This is a genomic window from Kribbella sp. VKM Ac-2566, from assembly GCF_004366005.1.
Lineage (GTDB): Bacteria > Actinomycetota > Actinomycetes > Propionibacteriales > Kribbellaceae > Kribbella > Kribbella pratensis.
Genome location: NZ_SODT01000011.1, coordinates 337,048 through 355,992, shown reverse-complemented (window position 1 = coordinate 355,992; position 18,945 = coordinate 337,048). Strand labels below are relative to the sequence as shown.

The 18,945-nt window shown below is 68.1% G+C and carries 16 protein-coding genes; 5 read left to right on the top strand and 11 right to left on the bottom strand.

The window, feature by feature from the left end:
- Window positions 1-3: 3 nt before the first annotated feature.
- The 3 genes from EV647_RS24420 to EV647_RS24405 form a co-directional block, all read right to left on the bottom strand.
- Window positions 4-705 carry a hypothetical protein gene (locus tag EV647_RS24420; protein WP_134006654.1) on the bottom strand — a complete coding sequence of 234 codons (702 nt, stop codon included), beginning with the start codon at window positions 703-705 and terminating at the stop codon, window positions 4-6.
- A gap of 172 nt (window positions 706-877) precedes the next feature.
- Window positions 878-2,209, bottom strand: coding sequence for a PhoH family protein (locus EV647_RS24415; protein ID WP_134006652.1), 1,332 nt, complete (start codon window positions 2,207-2,209; stop codon window positions 878-880).
- A 1,452-nt stretch (window positions 2,210-3,661) separates the two neighbouring features.
- Complete coding sequence (locus EV647_RS24405; protein ID WP_134006650.1) at window positions 3,662-4,441, bottom strand: isoprenyl transferase; 780 nt, start codon at window positions 4,439-4,441, stop codon at window positions 3,662-3,664.
- A gap of 260 nt (window positions 4,442-4,701) precedes the next feature.
- On the opposite strand from EV647_RS24405, the gene EV647_RS24400 reads away from it, so the two are divergent.
- Window positions 4,702-5,397: a hemolysin III family protein gene (locus tag EV647_RS24400; protein ID WP_134006648.1), complete on the top strand. Its 696-nt coding sequence runs from the start codon at window positions 4,702-4,704 to the stop codon at window positions 5,395-5,397.
- A 772-nt stretch (window positions 5,398-6,169) separates the two neighbouring features.
- Here EV647_RS24400 and EV647_RS24395 read toward each other — a convergent pair.
- Window positions 6,170-6,613 carry a MarR family winged helix-turn-helix transcriptional regulator gene (locus tag EV647_RS24395; protein WP_134006646.1) on the bottom strand — a complete coding sequence of 148 codons (444 nt, stop codon included), beginning with the start codon at window positions 6,611-6,613 and terminating at the stop codon, window positions 6,170-6,172.
- 53 nt (window positions 6,614-6,666) lie between these two features.
- Between EV647_RS24395 and EV647_RS24390 the strand changes: the two genes are divergently transcribed.
- Both EV647_RS24390 and EV647_RS24385 read left to right on the top strand, forming a co-directional pair.
- Window positions 6,667-7,821 (top strand): phosphotransferase, encoded by a 1,155-nt coding sequence (locus EV647_RS24390; protein ID WP_134006644.1) that lies wholly within the window; start codon window positions 6,667-6,669, stop codon window positions 7,819-7,821.
- Between the two features lie 64 nt (window positions 7,822-7,885).
- Window positions 7,886-8,398, top strand: a complete 513-nt coding sequence (locus EV647_RS24385) for a hypothetical protein (protein ID WP_238175570.1) — start codon at window positions 7,886-7,888, stop codon at window positions 8,396-8,398.
- Here EV647_RS24385 and EV647_RS24380 read toward each other — a convergent pair.
- The 3 genes from EV647_RS24380 to EV647_RS24370 form a co-directional block, all read right to left on the bottom strand.
- A complete protein-coding gene (locus EV647_RS24380; protein ID WP_134006642.1) occupies window positions 8,395-9,810 on the bottom strand; it encodes a M28 family metallopeptidase in 1,416 nt (471 codons plus the stop codon). The two genes, EV647_RS24385 and EV647_RS24380, sit on opposite strands and share 4 nt — an antisense overlap.
- Before the next feature lie 84 nt (window positions 9,811-9,894).
- Window positions 9,895-11,979, bottom strand: coding sequence for a M4 family metallopeptidase (locus EV647_RS24375; protein WP_238177370.1), 2,085 nt, complete (start codon window positions 11,977-11,979; stop codon window positions 9,895-9,897).
- Window positions 11,980-12,204: 225 nt separating this feature from the next.
- Window positions 12,205-14,187, bottom strand: a complete 1,983-nt coding sequence (locus EV647_RS24370; RefSeq protein ID WP_134006640.1) for a thioredoxin domain-containing protein — start codon at window positions 14,185-14,187, stop codon at window positions 12,205-12,207.
- Window positions 14,188-14,245: 58 nt separating this feature from the next.
- Between EV647_RS24370 and EV647_RS24365 the strand changes: the two genes are divergently transcribed.
- Window positions 14,246-14,773: a nitroreductase family protein gene (locus EV647_RS24365; protein WP_134006638.1), complete on the top strand. Its 528-nt coding sequence runs from the start codon at window positions 14,246-14,248 to the stop codon at window positions 14,771-14,773.
- On the opposite strand, the gene EV647_RS24360 is transcribed toward EV647_RS24365, so the two are convergent.
- The 3 genes from EV647_RS24360 to mca form a co-directional block, all read right to left on the bottom strand.
- The gene (locus EV647_RS24360; RefSeq protein WP_238177369.1) at window positions 14,770-15,765 is read right to left on the bottom strand and encodes a copper resistance D family protein; all 996 of its coding nucleotides are present in this window, start codon (window positions 15,763-15,765) and stop codon (window positions 14,770-14,772) included. The genes EV647_RS24365 and EV647_RS24360 overlap by 4 nt on opposite strands.
- 168 nt (window positions 15,766-15,933) lie before the next feature.
- Window positions 15,934-16,236 (bottom strand): hypothetical protein, encoded by a 303-nt coding sequence (locus EV647_RS24355; RefSeq protein ID WP_134006634.1) that lies wholly within the window; start codon window positions 16,234-16,236, stop codon window positions 15,934-15,936.
- Between the two features lie 31 nt (window positions 16,237-16,267).
- Window positions 16,268-17,131 carry a mycothiol conjugate amidase Mca gene (mca, locus tag EV647_RS24350; RefSeq protein WP_134006632.1) on the bottom strand — a complete coding sequence of 288 codons (864 nt, stop codon included), beginning with the start codon at window positions 17,129-17,131 and terminating at the stop codon, window positions 16,268-16,270.
- 59 nt (window positions 17,132-17,190) lie between these two features.
- Here mca and EV647_RS24345 point away from each other — a divergent pair, with 59 nt between their 5' ends.
- Complete coding sequence (locus EV647_RS24345; protein WP_238175573.1) at window positions 17,191-17,619, top strand: DUF4307 domain-containing protein; 429 nt, start codon at window positions 17,191-17,193, stop codon at window positions 17,617-17,619.
- Here the strand turns inward: EV647_RS24345 and EV647_RS24340 are convergent.
- Complete coding sequence (locus EV647_RS24340; protein ID WP_238177368.1) at window positions 17,616-18,935, bottom strand: hypothetical protein; 1,320 nt, start codon at window positions 18,933-18,935, stop codon at window positions 17,616-17,618. The genes EV647_RS24345 and EV647_RS24340 overlap by 4 nt on opposite strands.
- Window positions 18,936-18,945: the final 10 nt, after the last annotated feature.

Genomic DNA, 18,945 nt, shown 5'->3' with positions numbered 1-18,945 from the left:
GGGTCAGTACCAGCCCTTGGCCTGGGAGTGGCCCCAAGCGCTGCAGGGGGAACCGTAGGTGGCTTCGATGTAGTCCAGGCCCCATTTGATCTGGGTGACCGGGTTGGTCCGCCAGTCCTTGCCGTAAGCCGCCATGCGGTTACCGGGCAGCGCCTGCGGGATGCCGTAGGCCGTGGACGTCGGGTTGTCGGCGCTGACCTTCCAGCGGGACTCCTTGTTCCAGAGCTTCTCCAGGCAGCTGAACTGGCTCTGGCTCCAGCCGTGGTCGGGGAGGAGGTTCATCGCGACCTCCTTCGGCGTGCCCTCGTACTTCTTCCGCTCGGCGTCCCGGCTGGCCCGCTCCTCGCTCGACGAGCGCTGGGCCTCCCGAAGCGCCTCATAGCGCTTCAGAGCGGCGTTCTTGGCCTTCATCTTCACCGCGGCCGCGTCCTGCAGGGCGGTGCGCTGCTGCTCGATGGCCTCGACCTGGTTCCGCATCCGGACCGCCTCGGCGGCGAGCTCGGCGGCCGACTGCGGATTGACCGACGGCGTGGTCGCGGAAGGGATCGCCTTCCCACTGTTCAGCACGGCCATCTCGGCCCGCCCGGACACCTTCTCCGACGCACTGCTGCTCCCAGGAGAGCTGAAGAGGTCGATACCGGCGACAACGGAAACCACGGCGATTCCGGTCACTGCGAGAATCGCGACGGAGCGCTTCGCTTTCATCTGTCCTTCCGAGAAAACCCGACCCCCGTCGGCTGCAACGAGAACATACTCTGACGTAAACCGTCCGTGATCACAAGCAGGTCACGGACGAACGGTGCGGTCGCCGCGTGGCGACCGCACCGTTCTTACCTCTGCTTTACAGACGTTTATTACCTAACTGTACGAACGCTCCTTACAGCTGCAGGTCATCGAGCATCTCGGTGACCAGCGCCGCGATCGGCGACCGCTCCGAGCGGGTCAGCGTGACGTGCGCGAACAGCGGGTGCCCCTTCAACTGCTCGACCACCGCGACCACACCGTCGTGCCGGCCGACCCGCAGGTTGTCCCGCTGCGCCACGTCGTGGGTGAGCACCACCCGCGAGTTGGCACCGACCCGGGACAGCACCGTGAGCAGCACGTTCCGCTCCAGCGACTGCGCCTCGTCGACGATCACGAACGCGTCGTGCAGCGACCGCCCGCGGATGTGGGTCAGCGGCAGGACCTCGAGCATGCCCCGGTCGATCACCTCGTCGATCACGTCACCGCTGGTCAGCGCGCCGAGCGTGTCGTACACGGCCTGGGCCCACGGCTGCATCTTCTCCGACTCGCTGCCCGGCAGGTACCCGAGCTCCTGGCCGCCGACCGCGAACAGCGGCCGGAACACGACCACCTTCTTGTGCTGCCGGCGTTCCATCACCGATTCGAGGCCGGCGCACAGCGCGAGCGCGGACTTGCCCGTACCGGCCCGGCCGCCGAGCGAGATGATCCCGACATCAGGATCCAGCAGCAGATCGAGCGCGACCCGCTGCTCGGCGGAACGACCGCGGATCCCGAACGCCTCCCGGTCGCCCCGGACCAGCCGGATCCGCTTGTCCGGCATCACCCGGCCGAGCGCGCTGCCCCGGTCGGACAGCATCACCAGCCCGGTGTGGGTCGGGAACTCACCGGCCTCCGTCAGCTCGACCGCGCCGTTCTCGTACAGGTCGTCGACGACGTGCGTCTCGACCTCGAGCTCCGCCATACCGGTCCAACCGGACTCCAGCGTCAGCTCGGCGCGGTACTCCTCGGCGATCAGACCGCACGCCGACGCCTTGACCCGCATCGGCAGGTCCTTCGAGACCAGCGTGACGTCCTTGCCCTCGGCCATGAAGTTGCAGGCCACGGCCAGGATCCGGCTGTCGTTGTCGCCGAGCCGGAAACCGGCCGGCAAGGTCTCCGGGTCGGTGTGGTTCAGTTCGACCCGAAGAGTTCCACCCTTCTCCCCCACTGGCAGGGGCGCGTCCAGTCGTCCGTGCAGTATCCGGAGCTCGTCGAGCAGGCGGAGCGCCGTCCGCGCGAAATAGCCGAGTTCCGGGTGATGCCGTTTGGCCTCCAATTCGGTGACGACGACCACCGGGACGACCACCTCGTGCTCGTCGAACCGCAGCATCGCGTGCGGGTCCGAGAGAAGCACCGAGGTGTCCAGCACGAAGGTGCGCTGGTCCGGTGTGGATGAGGTACTTGACGCCTTGGCGTGGATGGCCATGTCGCACGTCCTCTTCTAGGCCGTGACGTACACCCTCGCCCCGGCCCGCCAGTGGTTAGGTGATGGGTCGGGTGCCGCCCTCGGGGCCTGGTGTTGGCCCCTTCCGCGCCGCCGCGCGAGCGGCAACGGCGATCAGTGAGCTCGAGACCCTAGGTCTCGGGTACTCCGTTCGGCCCCTCATGGGGCAACCGGCTGGAACGAGATTCTCAAACTGATCGGGCCTCCCGTGACAGCCGGCTTCCCCTCCGACCGTCAATGTCAGGGTAGGAGGCTCCTGCAAACGGCGCAGCCCGACACGCCCGGCCACGGGGTTAACACGGTGTTACGCCTTCCCCCACCCACGCGGGGGAGCCGTGTCACTCCGCAGGGTGATCCGGTACGCCGGGCCGCCGGGCGAGGCTCGGTGCATGACGAAGAACTGGCCGACGTGGACCGGGTACGCCACCGCGCTCTGGTCCCTTGTGTACGGCGTACTAGGGCTCTACTGGACCCTTGGCGGTGCCGGATACCCGTTCGCGCGGGTCGCCGACGATCAGGCCTCGTCATCGATCCTCGAAGGTACGCCGGTCCACGTGGTCGCTCCCGTGATGGCGGCGATCGGGCTCGGCGGCGCCGTACTCGCGCTCGTCATGACCCGGATGCGGCCGCGCGGGTCGATCCTGCAGGCGGTCGCCGCCGTACTCGCGGTCGGTCTGGCGCTTGTCATCCCCGACTACACGCTGATCGCGGTGGTCGCGATGGCCCCGGCGCTGATCGTGTTCGCATTCACCGGCGTACCGGGACCGCAGGACGGCGTCGGCGACATCCTGTACTGGCACCGGGTGAACCTGATCATCCTGTTCGTCGGCGGCATCCTCTGGGCGGCGACGGCGCTCGCGTACCACCGGCGCAGCCGCAACGCCTGCGTCTCCTGCGGCCGGGGCTCCCACGATCCGGCCTGGATGCGACCGGAGGCTGCGCTCCGCTGGGGCAAGTGGGCGGTCGCGGTCGCGGTGGTGGCGAACCTGCCGTACGAGTTCACCCGGATCGCCTGGTACCTCGGCTGGCCGGTCGGCATCACCGACGAGTTCCACCAGATGATGGCCGACACCCCCGGAATGCTCGAGATGGGCCTCGGCCTGGCTGTGATGGGCCTTGGCGGAGGCGTGCTCACGCACGGCCTGGTGCACCGGTGGGGCGACGTCTACCCGCGCTGGATCTGGTTCAAGGCCGGCCGGCGCGTCCCACCGCTGCTCGCGATCATCCCGGCCTCGATCGTCGCCGTCGTACTGATCCCAGCCGGCCTGATGAACACCCAGGCCCCACTCGGCGGCGACATGTGGGCCGCCAACGCCCCGGGCATCCTCTGGATGCTGTGGGGTACGGCGCTGGGCGTGGCGACGTACGGGTACTACCTCAGGCGCCGTACCACCTGCACACGCTGCGGCCGAGGAGCCCCGCCGGTCGTGCAGATCAGGTCCCGAAGCGGCGCTCGCGTTGGGCGTAGCTTCGGATGGCGCGGAGGAAGTCGACGTGGCGGAAGTCCGGCCAGAGCGCCTCGCAGAAGTAGAACTCGCTCAGCGCGCTCTGCCAGAGCAGGAAGCCGCCCAGGCGCTGCTCACCCGACGTCCGGATGACCAGATCGGGGTCAGGCTGGCCCTTGGTGTAGAGGTGCCGCGCGATGTGTTCGACGTCCACGCGGTCGGCCAACTCCTCGATCGAGATGCCCTTCGCGGCCTCCTCGAGGAGCAGGGAACGGACCGCGTCGGCGAGCTCGCGACGTCCGCCGTACCCGACCGCGACGTTGACCAGCATCCCGTCGACGTCATGGGTCGCTGTCTCCGCCGCTTTCAGCGCCTCGGCGGTGGTGCCGGGCAGCAGGTCGAGCGCGCCGACCGGATGGATCCGGTAGCGGCCGATCGCGGTCAGCTCCTCGACCGTCTGCTCGATGATCCGCAGCAGCGGCTCCAGCTCGTCGGCCGGGCGGGTCAGGTTGTCGGTGGACAGCATCCACACCGTGACGACCTTGACGCCGACGTCGTCGCACCACTCCAGGAACTCGGAGATCTTGTTCGCCCCGGCCTCGTGACCGCGCGACACCGGGTCGCCGACCTGCCGGGCCCAGCGCCGGTTGCCGTCGATGATGACGCCGATGTGCCGCGGGATCCGGTCCGGCGACAGGGACCGGCGGACCCGGCGCTCGTACAGGCTGTAGAGGGCGTTGCGCAGCTTCTGCTTGCCAGGTGTCCGCATGGGTAGGGTGCTCTCCTCGAAGACTCTCGGTCACGAGGCTAGCCCAGAAACGCCAGGCACGAGAGGCCCTGGAGCGGCTCACAGAAACCTGCCGGAAAGGTCGAACTTTCAGCGAAGTTCGTGCATCGTAAACCGTGGGCGTGCTGCATCACCCGGGTGACTTCGCCTACATTTCATCCTTCTGAACCATTGAACCTACGGTTGCGTAGGTTACGGTTGCGTAGGTAGGAACCGCCCGGACACCCCTCGAAAGGACGGCGATGACCGTTTCCAGCGCACAACCCCAGGAAGCCGGTCACCGGCTCTCCGGGCGACTCGGGCCACTCAAGCCCAAGCTCCGTGGATGGTTGCATGCCGGAACGTTCCCGTTCGCAACCGCCGCCGGCATCGTGCTGGTCTGCCTGGCACCGCACGCGAACGCGCGCTGGGCGGCCGCGGTCTACACCGTCGGTTCGATGCTGCTGTTCGGCATCTCCGCGCTGTACCACCGGTTCTACTGGGGCCCGAAGGGCGAGGCGATCCTGCGCCGGCTCGACCACAGCAACATCTTCCTGCTGATTGCCGGCACCTACACGCCGCTCGGCATGGTGCTGCTGCACGGCAACGACCGGCTGCTGATGCTCGGCCTGGCCTGGGGCGGCGCGGTGCTCGGCATCCTGTTCCGGATCTTCTGGCTCAGCGCGCCGCGCTGGATCTACACGCCGCTCTACCTGGCGCTGGGCTGGGTCGCGATCTTCTGGATGGGCGACATCTACCACGCGGGCGGCGCGGCAGTCGTCACCCTGATCGCCGTCGGCGGCGGCCTGTACTCGATCGGCGCGGTCGTCTACGGCACCAAGCGCCCGAACCCGTCCCCCCGCTGGTTCGGCTTCCACGAAATCTTCCACGCCTTCACCGTCGCCGCCTTCATCTGCCACTACATCGCCGTAAGCATCGCGACCTACCGCGCCGGCTAACCCCCTCACCCGGGGCCCGAACCACGTCGGCGGCGCCAGTGAACAAGCAACACCTTGTCGCCAGCCCCCATCGCCCGCCCCAGCCCGGTACTGCGGAACGCTTCTGCCACCTACTGCAACATTTCTTCCGCAAACAGCCCGGCCGCCCCGCGCGCCCGCCCGACGCGACATTCACCCGGCGAAGCCCTCCGGCGCCGAGCCCACATCCACCCGCCAAGCACCCCCGCGCGTCCCCACACCCCGCGCACGCCGGCGAAGCCGGCCAACAAGCCGCCCCGCCGAAGGCGTGACCGCTCTGCATTCACCACCACACGCTCACCGAGCGCGTGAACCCCGCACGCCGTTCGCGCACCGCGCACACCCGCCGGGGACTGGGAATAGGCAATTGCCTATCCCCACACCCCATCGCCTATCCCCAGTCTGATCCGGTCGAGTAGCTCGGAACATTTTTGCCAGCTACTGCAACATTTGTTCCGCAAAGCGGCCGGTCGATCCCCAGGCGCCGAGCGCACATCCACCCACCAAGCACCTCCGCTCGCCCCCACACCCCGCGCACGCCGGCGAAGCCGGCCGACAAGCAGCCACGCCGAAGGCGTGACCGCTCCGTATCCCCCACCACCACACGCTCACCGAGCGCGTGAACCCCGCACGCCGTTCGCGCGCCGGGGACACCCGGCGGGGACTGGGGACAGGCAATTGCCTGTCCCCACACCCCATCGCCGATCCCCAGTCTGATCCGGTCGAGTAGTTCGGACTCGTCGCGTCGGGGCGGTTACCGCTGGCTGCCTAGTTCGTGGAGGGTTTGGCGGAGGTGGGTGTAGCGGGTGGGGCCTAGTTGGGTGGACCAGGATTGTTCTACGCGGGCAATGGCGGCTCGGCTGAAGGCGACTGCCTGGTCGCCCAGCGGCGTACGGCGGACCAGGCGGACTCGGCGGTCGGTGGGGAGGCGGGCGGACTCGGTGTAGCCGAGTTTCTGCAGGTAGTCGACGTGCTGCCCGAGGCCCTGTTTCGTCATTGCCGCGACCTCCGCCAGGTCGGTGATCCGGGCGCCGTCGGGCGGGATCAGTTCGAGCAGGCGGTAGTGCGAGACCCGGAGTCCGGGGTACTGCTCCTCGGACGTGGCCAGGATCTCCGACCGGATCCGTTCCAGCGCCGACCCGAGCAGTGCGGCGATGTGATCGGTCCCGACCCGGCGATCGTCGTTGACGGAAGTCATAAAGCAACTTTACTATCACATCAGTAAGGTGACTTTACTTCCGTGGGGGGAACATGATCACCGGACTCGAACCGTTGGGCCGGGACGCGTTGGGGGAGGAGGACCTGACCGCGCTCGCGCGGACGATCACCGGGGATCCGGCGGCCGTCGCGGGCGCGGTCCGGGTCGAACCTGTCGACTACCCGATCGGTACGCCGAGTACCGAGTCGCTGCACCGCGTCTTCGGTACGACGCTCGACGGCGCCGACTGGTCGTGCTTCGTGAAGAAACTCCAGTCCGTCCGGCACTCGCCGATCATCGAGTTCGTGCCCATGGAGTACCGGCAGAGCTTCATCGACTACATGCCCTGGCAGTTGGAGATCGCCGTCCACCGCAGCGGCGTCGGCGACCTGATGCCGCCGGGCCTGCGACTGGCGCACGCCTATCGCATCGACGTGTACGACGACGACCGCGCGACCCTGTGGATGGAGAACGTCGTCCAGGAATGGGGCCCGTGGCCGATGGACCGCTTCGAGCGGGCGGCGTACCTGCTCGGACGATTGTCGGCTCGCCGGCAACCCCATCTCGTCGAGCCCCTGCTCGACAGGGTCGTCTCCAGCACACCGGGTACGGCGCTGCGGTACTACGCAGACGGCCGCGTCATGAAGTCTGCGCTACCCGTGCTCGCTGATCCGCAGACCTGGCGGCACCCCCTGTTGAGCGCAGCGGTCTGCCACCTTGGCGACCACGCACTACGGGACGACCTGCTCGCACTGGGCGAGCGCGTCCCTGCCGTACTCGATGCGCTCGAGGCGTTGCCGCAGTGCTACCAGCACGGGGATGCGAGCCCGCAGAACCTGCTGGTGCCGCACGACAGCCCGAACGAGTTCGTGGCGATCGACTGGGGTTTCGACTGCCCGCAGGCGGTTGGGTTCGATCTGGGGCAGTTGCTGATCGGACTGGCGCACGCGGGCGAGTTGGCGCCGGAGGCATTGCCCGCAGTACACAATGTGATCTTGAAAGGGTTCCGGGAAGGGCTTGCGGAGGACGGCCTGCAAGTGACCGAGGAGGAGGTCCTCTACGGGTACCTGGGCTCGCTGCTGATCCGGGCCGCGTTCACCGCACTGCCGCTGGAGATGTTCGGCACGCACAACGCTCCACTGGAGCTGTTCGAGCAGCGGGTCCAGCTGACCCGTGCGCTGATCGACCTGGTCTCCCCTGTCGTTTGACGCGATCACATTTCAGTCGTGTCACAGCTGCAACGAACGGCACCCCTGCGTGTATCCATGATGCGTGAGGAACCTGAGCAGATACGCAGCAGCAACCGTCATCGCAGGCTTCGTGCTGACCGGATGCGGAAGCGAATCCGGCACCGGAAGCCCAAGCACACCGTCGACCAGTGCGCCGACCCTGCCGACGGCGTCGGTGACGCAGTCGACGCCCGTGGGCACCGGTCTGCCGCTCACCGTCTCCAGGACCGGTGGGTTCGCGGGCTTCGACGACCAGGTGCAGATCGGCACCGACGGTGTCGCGACCGTGAGCAAGAGCGGCAAGGGAACCATCCGGTGCAAGCTCGACCCGAGCCTGCTGACGACCATCACCACGGCCGCGCAGCAGGTCGACTGGGCGAGCCTGACGGCGACCAAGCCGGCCACGAAGCACCCCGACGACATGATCGTCGCGGTGAGTGCGAACGGCCGGACGGCGCGCATCGAGGACCCGAAGGTGAAGCCGCTGGCGGCCCCGGTGACGCAACTGCTCACCGAGGCCGCCATCCCACCGGGCAAGCTCTGCAAGCAGATCTAGCCCGCGGTCAGGGCTACGTCGTCGATCACGAAGCTGGTCTGCAGGGAGGAATCCTCCTGGCCGACGAACTTCACAGTGACCGTCTTTCCCTTGTACTGCGTGACATCCAGCGTTTTCTGCACGTACGACGTGCTCTTGTTCAGGTTCGAGTACGTCGCCAGCGTGGTCGTGGTCGGCCCGTCGACGATCTGCACCTTGACCGTGTCGTACACCGTGGAGCCCGTGGTCTCCGCGGTGTCGATCCGGATCCACAACGACAACGACGCCGCTGTCGCCGTACCAGGGATCGCGACCGACTGCCCGAGGTTCTCGGTGCTGCTCCGGCCGTTCCCCTGCAGCCACGCCTTGTACGAGCCGGTGTGCGCCGGGCGTGAGGTGCTGTTCGTGATCACGCCGGTGTTCCCGGTCCAGTTCGCCGTACCGGACTCGAAGCCCGGATTTTGCAGGAGGTTGTCGCCGGTCGGGGGCGGTCCGCCTGTGTAGTCCTTCTGCGCGTACATCCAGATCATGTGGCCGATGGCATCGATCTGGCGGTCCAGCGAGGTCAGGTCCAGGTTGTTGATGGTGTCGCAGGACCGGTGGTAGCACGGGTCGAATGCGCTCCCCGCCGTACCTCCCCACTTCGTCGCCTGGGCGGACGTCTTGGTGCCCTCGGCACCGGAGAACGTACCGGCCGTTGGGATCCCCAACGAACGGAACGCCGCGTGGTCGGAGCGGCCCTGGACGTCGATGAACTCGGTCTGCACGCTCTTGCCGGTGAAGTACGCCACCAGATCGTCACGGGCGCCGTTGCCGGCCGGGTTGTCGTCGTACACGAAGTACCCCGGGTTCGGCGACGCGATCATGTCGAAGTTCAGGTACAGCTCGACCTTGTCCCGCTCGGCGGCGGGCAGGTTGTTCACGTAGTACTTCGAGCCGAGCAGCCCGAGCTCCTCGGCACCCCAGAATCCGAACCGCAAGCGATTCTTGGGCGTCTGACCACTGGCAGCGTAGGCGAGGGCGGTTTCGAGTACGCCGGCGCTACCAGAGCCGTTGTCGTTGATCCCCGGACCGGAACTGACGCTGTCCAGGTGCGAGCCGGCCATCACCACGTGGTTCGCGTCGCCGTGCGGCCATTCCGCGATCACGTTGTACGACGTACCCGCCGAGGTGCTGAACGACTGCAGGGTCGTGGTGTACCCGGCCGCGTCCAGCTTGGCCTTCACGTAGTCGGCCGAGGCCTTGTACCCGGCCCGGCCGGTGTACCGGTCACCACCGTTGCTGGTGGCGATGGACTGCAACTTGTCCAGATGGGCCTTCGTGTTGGTGACTGAGATATCGGGTGAATCGGCCGCTTCCGCACTGTTGCCAGTAGCAAACAATGCGCCCGCGGCGAGCACTACGCCGAGCCCTGGGACGAGGGACTTGCGCATGGTGGATCTCCTTCAGGCAAAGGAATCCGGGGCGCGCGGGCCTGGGCGGGAGGCCGCGCACGCCCCGGACGATTCACCGTGAGCTCAGCTCGCGGTCAGAGAGGTGTCGTCGATGACGAAGCTGGTCTGCAGGGAGGAGTCCTCCTGGCCGACGAACTTCACCGTGACGGTCTTCCCCTTGTACGCCGTGACGTTCAGGGTCTTCTGGAGGTACGACGTGTTCTTGTTCAGGTTCGAGTACGTCGCCAGCGTGGTCGTGGTCGACCCGTCGACGATCTGCACCTTCGCCGTGTCGTACACCGTCGAGGCAGTCGTCTCGGCGGTGTCGATCCGGATCCAGAACGACAGGGTGGCGCTGGTCGCCGAGGCCGGGATCGCGACCGACTGGCCGACGTTCTCGGTGGTGGCGCGACCGTTGCCCTGCAGCCACAGCTTCCAGGTGCCGGTCCGCGCCGGGCGATCGGCGTTGTTGGTGATCGGGCCCGAGGTGCCGGTCCAGTTCACCGCACCGGACTCGAAGCCCGGGTTCAGCAGCAGGTTGTCACCCGTCGGCGGCTGCGGGTCGGTGCCACCGCCACAGGCGGCCGCGCCGGCCGGGACCGAGATGCCGCTGAACGCGGCCTCGATGCCCTTGCACTGCGCCGAGTCCGCGCCGTACAGCTCCTTCGCGGAGTTGATCGCACCCTCACGGGCGTCCTTGTAGGTGCTGCCTGAGCTCAGCTTGGTGCTCAGCGTGCGGTACCAGACCTTCGCGGCCACGTCGCGGCCGACGCCGGTGATGGTGGCGCCGTTGCAGGCGGTGCTGCTGTGCGTCACGCCGCCGATGACCTTGCTCCCGGTGCCTTCCGACGCCAGGTAGAACCAGTGGTTCAGCGGGCCCGACGAGTAGTGCGGGTCCAGGCCGCCGGTGCTGGTCGACCAGCAGTCCACGCTGCGGCCGTCCTTCGAGGGCTTGTCCATGTAGCGCAGCGGCGTGCCGTTGCCGTTGATGTTGATCTTCTCGCCGATCAGGTAGTCACCCGGGTCGGACGAGTTGTTGGCGGAGAACTCCACCGCAGTACCGAAGATGTCGGAGGTCGCCTCGTTGAGGCCGCCCGCGTCACCGGAGTAGTCCAGGTTCGCGGTCGCCTCGGTGACACCGTGGCTCATCTCGTGACCGGCCACGTCGATCGACGTCAGCGGGTGCGTGTTGCTGCTGCCGTCGCCGTACGTCATCTGGGTGCCGTCCCAGAACGCGTTCACGTAGGCGTTGCCGTAGTGCGTGCGCGAGCGGGCGCCCTGGCCGTTGTTGAAGATGCCGTTGCGGCCGTGGACGTTCTTGTAGTAGTCCCAGGTCAGCTGGGCTCCGTAGTGCGCGTCCACGCCGGCGGTCTGGCGGTTCGACGCGGCGCCGGTCCCCCAGGTGTCGTCGGCGTCGGTGAACGTCGTGCCGTTACCGGAGGTCGAGCCGTTCAGGTCCGTGGTGTAGTTGCCGCCGCGGTTCGGGTCGCTCATCGTGTAGCTGCCCGACGTACCGATGCTGACAGTGCCGGAGTACATCGAGTTGCCGGTACCGGTCTTGACCTCGTCGTCCTGTGCGAGCACCGCACCGGACTTGGCGTCGACGAACGAGTGCAGCACCGACGGGGTCTGGTCGGGCTTCACACCGGTGGTCACGACCTCGTACGCGAGGACGGGCTTGGCCGGCGTCACAAAGACCACCAACTCGCCCTTGTTGCCGGTCGCCTTGAACTTGGCCGCCTGCGCGCCCTTGGTGAGGGCCGCCGACTGGGACAGGGTCGGCTTGGTGCCGACGGCAACCACCTTCGCGCCGCGGTTGTACGTGACCTGCCCGATCGTTTCGCCCTTGCGCTTGACGATCAGGTCACCTCCGACGACCTTGAGGCCGTTGAAGGTACGGTCGTATCGGACGTACTCCGTACCGTCCGGGTCCTTGACCACGTCGCGGACCTTGAGCTGCTCTCCGGTGCCGAGGCCGAGAGCGGCGGCCGTCTGCGCGGTCAGCGCCTGCTCGGCCTGGACGGCGGCCGGCTGGTTGAAGCCGGATGCCGGGAGCGGAGCCGTCCGGTCGGCGGCACCCGCGTTCGAAGCGGTGAGCCCCGTCATACCAGCGGCAAGACCCGCTGCCGCGACGACGGCCACCGCCCCTGCTGATGTCAGTCGTTTCAAGACAACATCTCCTCACGGTGTGGTCGCTGTTTGGGCGCAGCGACCGAATTCAGTTGGGGACGCGCCGGATGCTGACGCAACAGTGCCACTGCCTCATTTGTGACACTTCGTGTCGATGCATGCGAGTTCTGTTACATCCAGCTGAGGATCGACTGTCGCCGTCCGCTCGCCGCGCGTCAAGGGATCCGGCCGAAAGCGCAGGGAAAACCCGCACCCGGCACGGCCTCAGTCCGTGGGGTGCAACTCCCGGCGAAGGTGTTCCGGCAACGTCACGGGTAGCCGGCAGGTGAATTTCTGACACACATAGGCCGCGGGCAGCCCGCCTATGAGCTCCCGTCCCGCCATCAGCGGTACGGCGGAACCGGGCACGCCGGATGCGATCGGCGTACCCCAAGGCGCGTCAGTGAAAGCAACTCGCAGCAAATCCCCCGCGCCGGTCGGAGTGGCGGGGCCGGTGACGATCGCGATCTCCAGGGGGCCGGTGGCAATGGTTTCGGCGACCGCGAGGGCACGGCCGGCGAAGCGGGGCGCGCGGTGGGCGATGGCGGACGACGCCTGCAGCGCCTTTTGGGCCGCGGTCTCATACCGGTCTGATCCCGTCAGGCTCGCGAGCGTGGCGAAGGCCTCGGCGGCGAGGCTCACCCCCGACGGGGTCGCGTTGTCCGTCGCGTCCTGCGGCCGCCACACCAACTGCTCGGCGTCCGCAGCGGTGTCGAAGTAGGAGCCATCAGCAACAAACTGCTCCAGAACCCTGTCCAGCAAGGCCTCTGCGACCTGGTACCACTCGACGTCACCGGTTGCCCCCAGCAACGTCAAGCATCCTTGGGCGACCGCCGCATAGTCCTCGAGTACGCCGTCCGCACTCCCCCGCACACCGTCCCGCGACGTCCGGTACAACCGCGCGCCATCCAGATGCACGTCCCGGACCAAGCGGGCGGCTGCCTCCGCGGCCTCGACGTACTGCGGCTTCTCGAGCACGATCCCGGCGCGAGTGAGTGCCGTGATCGCCAGACCGTTCCACGCGGCCACCACCTTGTCGTCGCGCCCGGGGTAGGTACGACTGCTCCGCGCCTGCTTGAGCGTTTCGCGGACCCGGCTCCATCGGTGCAAGTCATCCGGGTCCTGCCGAAGCTGGAGGACCGACGTACCGTGCTCGAAGGTTCCGGTCACGTCGCAGAGGTCGATGACCCAGTCGGCGTCGTCCCCGACGGCTTCACGGAGTTGCTCCGGCGTCCAGGCGTAGTACTTGCCTTCCTCTCCGTCGGTGTCGGCGTCGAGGGCGGAGGCGAACCCACCTTCCGGTGTCCGGAGCTCGGCGAGCAGGAAGTCGGCGGTCTCCTCGGCGATGCGCTTCGCGAGGGGGTCGCCGCTGATCGTCCACCAGTGCGTGTAGACGTCCAGGAGCAGCGCGTTGTCGTACAGCATCTTCTCGAAGTGCGGGACGATCCACTGGCCGTCGACGGAGTACCGCGCGAAACCGCCGGCGAGCTGGTCGTACATCCCGCCTCGGGCCATCCGGTCGCAAGTATGGGCGACCATCGCGAGCGCGTCCTGGTCGCCGGTACGGCGGTGATGGCGGAGCAGGAAGTCGAGCACCATCGACGGTGGGAACTTCGGAGCTCGCCCGAACCCGGCGTCGACCGGATCGAAATCGACCTTGAGCAGCTGGACCGCCTGCGCCAGGTCGAACGCCTCCTGGCCCGCGGGTTGCTGCGCGCCGAGCTGCTCGACGACCCGCTTCCCGATCCCGTCGAGCTGCTCACGCCGGTTCTGCCAGGCGTCGGTGATTGCCTCCAGCACCTGCCGGAACGACGCCATCCCGCCGCGGGCGTCCTTCGGGAAGTACGTCCCGCAGAAGAACGGCTCCCCCGCCGGCGTCAGGAACACCGACATCGGCCAGCCGCCCTGCCCGGTCATCGCGACTGTCGCCGCCATGTAGATGGCGTCGACGTCCGGCCGCTCCTCCCGGTCCACCTTCACGCTCACGAAATGCTCAGCCAGGTACGCCGCCGTCTCGGCGTCCTCGAACGACTCGTGCGCCATCACATGACACCAGTGACAAGCGGAGTACCCCACCGACAGGAAGATCGGCACGTCCCGCTCCCGGGCCTCGGCGAACGCCCGCTCAGACCACTCCCGCCACTCCACCGGGTTGCCCGCGTGCTGTCGCAGGTACGGACTGGTCGACTGTCCGAGCTCGTTCGCCATGCCCCCACCGTATGCGTCCCGCGGAATGACCCCGCACGGGCGGCAGTTGAATGGGAACATGCCCGTCCATCCACTGCTCGCCAGCCGCTTCAGCCCCTTGCAGTTCGATCCCGGCTGGACGGTCACCGAGGAGGACGTCGAACTGCTCCTCGACGCGGCCCGCTGGGCACCGTCCGCGGGCAACTCGCAACCGTGGGCGTACTTCGTCGCCCGCCGCGACGAGCCTGACCACAAACGCGTCGTCCGGCACCTCGCCCGCAGTTCGGCCCGCTGGGCACCGAGCGCCTCGCTGCTGATCGTGACGATGGCCCACCGGTACGTCGAGGACACCGACTGGGCCTACTCCGACTTCGCGGACTACGACCTCGGGCAATCGGTCGCGCACCTCACCTTGCAGGCCCACGCCATGGACCTCGCCTGCCGCCAGTTCCGCGCCTTCGACCTCGAAACCCTCACCACCGACCTGAACCCCAGCCCCGGCTGGCACATCGTCTCGATGATCGCCGTAGGCCGCCCCGCCGAACCACCCCCACCAGCCCGCGACCGCCGCACCACCACCGACCTACAAACAGCCCCCTGGTCCTAGGCGGTCTGGGAGAGGGCTACTGAGAGGCCGAGGGTCAGGGCCATGACGAGGAGTTCTACGCCTACGACGCGCCAGAAGGGGCGGCTCGAGTCGAGTAGGTCGGTGTCGGAGCGGCTGCGGTGGACGGCGGCGAGGATGACGAGGAGCAGGAAGGCGGCCACCTTCACCAGCAGCAGAACGCCGTACGCGTCCTCGGTGGCGGCGTCGATGATCGAGCCCCAGCCGCCACCCATCGCGGCCAGGCGGCTCGCTGCGCTGAGCAGGCCGCTGACCAGGACGGCGATCGCCGAGATGAGTGCGACCTGGCCGTACCGTTCCAGCACGATCGGCAGCCCGGTCCGGCTCGCCCGCCCGTAGCGGACAAGGCCCGCGAGCCCGCCGACCCAGGTCGTGGCCGCGATCACGTGGATCACCAGGGCCGCTCCGGCAAGTACGACGTACGCCTCGTTCCTCGGGTACGCCGTGACCGCGGTCGGGACCAGTGCGGCGATGGCGACGAGTACGCCGAGCCCTGCCGCCGAGGAGGTCTGCACCCGGCGGATGCCGATCGCCAGTGCGACGACGAGGATGCCGGTGATCAGCAGCGCCTTCACCTCGGGTACGCCGAGTGCGTCGTCGAGCCGTAGCCGCAGCAGCAGCACCGGGGTGTTGAGTATGAGCGCCGCCGTCACGATCGCGCCCGCGAACGCGCACACCGCCCAGATGATCGCCGAGTTGCTCGCGTCCCGAACCGCCCGCCGGCCCTGCACTCCGAGCGGTCCGCCCTCGATCCGCAGCAGCACGACCGCCGCGAGCAGCGCGCCCGCGCAGCCGACGGTGGCCAGCGTGGAGATCAACCGGAACAGCGGCAGCAGCCAGGACACGAAGGCGCCCGGCCCGCCGATCCCACCGACGTCATGCGGCTCGCTGTCGGCGGCGTACAGCGCCACTACCAGCGCCGCCGAGGCGATGAGGACAGCACCGACCCCACCCGCTACCAGGCGTCCGGGCATGCGGTGCCTGGCCGCGCGGGTCGCGGTCACCGGAGGGACAGGTCGTGGGCACCATTCAGCACGCGGCTCACTATAGGGTCAGCCGAAGGTGGGCAGCCCAGTCCGACACCATCTCGTGACCAGGGTGTTTCCGAGTTCCCGGGAATCAGTTACAGCACCGACATGGACTCAGTGCTCTAAGTGTTCCTTGTGTTCCTTGGCGTCACTCGGAGTCTGGCTCGGGGCCGAAGTCTTCGGCTCCGCATCGCCAGCCGGGGACTGCGAGTCGGCCGGACTCGCTGGGCCGGCGGACGGTGCTGGGTCGTCCGCACCAGCGTGGTCCACGTCGATCCGCTTCAACTGCTTGCCCATGTTGCGCCACAGCAGCACCGTGGCGGCACCGAGAGCGAGCACGATGAGCAGCGCGACCCATCCCGGCTTCACGACGTTGGGGTCGATCTCGGCCGTCTGAAGGGAGATCATCGCTGTCACGCCACCATTCTCTCATTGTCCGCAGCCCCCGTCAGCGCAGCCCCGCGAACAGATCGTTCTCGGGCAGCTCGGACTCGACCAGACTCCGCGCCAGCTCGTAGTCCTCGGTCGGCCAGACCGCCTGATGCACCTCCAGCGGTACGGCGAACCACGCACCGTCCGGATCGATCTGCGTGGCGTGCGCGAGCAGCGCCCTGTCCCGCACCTCGAAGTACTGCGCGCACTCGACCCGCGTGGTGATGCGGCGCTCGTTCTCCGGGTCGGGCTTCCAGTCCTTCAGGCGCTCGGCGTACGGCGACTCCAGGCCGCGCGCGAGCATCCCGTCGTGCAGCGCCTTCATCCGCTCGTAGTGGAACGTGTGGTGGTAGTACAGCTTGAGCGGCTGCCACGGCTCGCCGAGCTCCGGGTAGGCGTCCTTGTCCCCCGCCGCCTCGAACGCGGCGACCGTGATCGTGTGGCACATGACGTGGTCCGGGTGCGGGTAGCCACCGTTCTCGTCGTACGTCGTGACGACCTGCGGGCGGAACTCGCGGATCAGCTTCACCAGCGGGGCGGCGGCGTCCTCGACCTTCTGCGCCGCGAAGCAGCCTTCCGGGAGCGGCGGCAGCGGATCGCCCTCCGGGAAACCGGAGTCCACCCAGCCCAGCCACTCCTGCCGGATCCCGAGGATCTCGCGCGCCGCATCCATCTCCTTGCGGCGGATCTCGGTGATGTTCGCCAGCACCTCCGGGCGGTCCATCTTCGGATTCAGGATCGATCCGCGTTCCCCACCGGTACAGGTGGCGACCATCACTTCCACGCCTTCAGCGACGTACCGGGCGGTCGAAGCGGCGCCCTTGCTCGACTCGTCGTCCGGGTGGGCGTGCACATGCAACAACCGAAGATCTCCACTCACAAGACACAATGGTCCTCCAACGCCCGCGAAAACCCACGACCGACCCCCTGGACACGCTTGTGACCGAGTCTTCTGCCGCCACTCCGGCCTCCGACCTGAACGCCCGCTACGGCCGCGGCGGGCGGTCCCGGCGGCCGCTGCTGATCGGCGCCGTGGGAGTGGTCGTCCTGGCCGGACTGACCTGGCTGATCTGGGTGGCCTGGGTGCAGTCGAACCCGCCGGTGACCTCGCAACTGCAGGGATTCGAGATCGTCTCGCCGACCAGCGCGAAGGCGACGCTGAAGGTGGACCGCAGCAAGTCGGTGGAGGCGAACTGCCGCCTGCAGGCGAAGTCCGCGGACTTCTCGATCGTCGGCGAGGTGACGGTCACGGTCCAGGCAGACGCACCCCGTCACCAGGTCCTCCCGGTAACCCTGACAACGCAACGGTCGGCAACCTCGGTCGTCCTCGTCGGCTGTACGACGGCAGACCAGCACCGCCCGCGCTAGGCCGAGCCGTCGTACTCCTTGAGCGCCGCAACCAGAGCCGTCTCGCTCACCTTCAGATGCTTGCGCAGTACCTGCTCCCGAACGGCGGGCGCATCCGGTCCGCGCGCGAGATCGGCGTACAGCGAGTTCACGGCCGCCTGCCCATAGGTCGTCACCAGGTACTCGACGATGATCCAGCTGACGCCGTAGCTGTCCTCGTCGTAGTCGCCGTGGAAGACGCCGTCGATCGGGAGCACCACCAGCGCCGGGATCTTCTCGCGCAGCAACTCACGGCGCTCGTCGGCGAGCTCCCGCTGGTACCCGCTCTGCGCGGCGAGCCGGTACTCGACGTACCTGGCGAATCCTTCGACCAACCAGATCGGCGCACGACCGCCCAGCGGCCCCATCGCCGCATGAGTGAACTCGTGCGCGAGCAGCAGCCGTCCGGCCTGGGTGCGCTGGTCGGGGTTGATCACCACCCGGCTCCCGGTGACCTTGAACTCGCTCGCCTCCGGATTCGCCGGAGCGTAGTTCTGCGCGGCGACAGCGGCCGCCGGATGCCCGCCGGTTCGCCACTCGGGATCCATCGAACGGCTGTCGGCCATCGCGATCACCGCGATCCCTGCCTGGGCACGCCGGGTGACGGAGCGCACCATCGGGATCGCCGACTGCGACTCTCGCGCAAGTCGTTCACCGTTGCGTCGTTCGCCCGCCGGGACGATGACGAGTACGCCGGGCCGGCGAGCCACCTCGATCGCGCCGAGGTCCCAGGGTTCGCGGTACGCCTTGAGGTCCGTCTCGGCCGCGAGATCGTCGTCGTCGACCAGCAGCCAGTGACCGTCACGCTCGGCAAACGTGTAGCCGAGCGCGGTGGCGCGCGGAGTCGAGTCGATGCCTGCGATCTGCACCAGCATCAGAACGCGGACCGCGCGTGCACTCGGTCCGTGCTGCGCTTGCACTTCCGGGGCCCAGTTGGCATCTACCTGATAGCTCAGCCGGGAGAGGCCGAGCTTGCGCAGGTTGGCGAACACCTGCTGGTCGCGTTGCCGGAGCTTCCGGTTCGCCGGGTCGACGTACTGAAGGTACTGCGCCAGGTGCCCGGACAGCACGGCCGAGGCCCGAGTCTTCAGGATGGCGCCGGCACCGGCCAGCATCCGCTCCTCGACCGACGGTCCGGCCGACGTCTGCGTGGGAGTGGCCACTGATGGACCGGGTGGGTCCCCTCGACCGGCGACCGCCCAGGTCGCCGCAGCCGCTGCGATCGCGAGTACGACGGCGCCCGCGATCCACAGCCGCATGCGCCGGCCGCGGGTCGCGCGCTCGCCATCCGTTGTCACGTCCACCACA